General features: G+C 65.2%; 1 protein-coding gene. It reads right to left on the bottom strand.

The genetic code is table 11. The features are described 5' to 3' along the window. The coding region (locus A8G15_RS26320) for a phage tail tape measure protein (protein WP_245688012.1) at nucleotides 1-830 on the bottom strand (830 nt) is incomplete at its 3' end. Nucleotides 831-881: the final 51 nt, after the last annotated feature.

Here is an 881-nt window from a genome sequence, read left to right as displayed (position 1 = left end):
GCGAACTCGCCGAATCCGCGCATGCCGTTCGCGACGAACTGCAGGACCGCCTCAGCACCGTCGAACGCGGCGTTGCCAACGTCGATGAAGAACTGGATGACCCCGGCCCGGTTGTTCGAGATCTGGTCGGCCCACTCAGCAATGTAGGGCCCAAACGCTTCCGCAAGGGCCGCCTTGAGCCCGTCCGCGACGACCGAGATAGACCGCATCGCGCCCTCAACAGAGGTTGCTGCGTTGCCGCCCATCGTGGCAGCCAGGCGACCCGCCGCGCCCTCGAACTCGCCGAAGTTCTTCAGCGCCTCGGAAGGATCCCAGGATGCGAACACGTCGAAGAAGTCGCCCGCGGTGTCACCGAGGACGGCGAGGATCGCCTCGTTCCGAAGGACAGGGTCCTCGATGCTGCGGATCTTGTCGAACAGCTTGTCAAACGCCTGATTACTCCGATCTCCGCCCGCCACGAAGTCGTCGAACATCTCCTGCCCACTGAGGCCGATGCTGTCCATTCCCTCGATCATCGCGTCGCCCTCTTCGGAGATGCGGCGTCCGAATTCGCGGAGAGCATCGGAGGCCACGTCGGCGTTCCAGGCCCCCGAATCGGTGGACTGCTCGATCAAGGCGAGTGCCGTCTGGGCCTCGATCCCGGCGTTCTTCCACCCGGCCGCGTACTCCCAGATCACCTCGAGGAGGTCTTCGTCCTTGTTCGCCGAACCGCCGACGGCGTTGGCGATCATGTCCGCAGCCTCTTCCGCCGATGCGGCGAGGCCAGTCGACATCAACGCCGACACTGCCTTCACGGACTGGGACACCTCGGTGTCGAGAGCGGTGGAGATCGTGTCGAGCTGAGCGACGACCTTCTCCGCGTCACGCTGGGTGGCGCCCGG

Source organism: Rhodococcus phenolicus (genome assembly GCF_001646785.1).
In the GTDB taxonomy this organism is placed as follows: Bacteria; Actinomycetota; Actinomycetes; order Mycobacteriales; family Mycobacteriaceae; genus Rhodococcus; species Rhodococcus phenolicus.
Note: the sequence above shows the minus strand (reverse complement) of the source record. Positions and strands in the feature narration are given on the sequence as shown.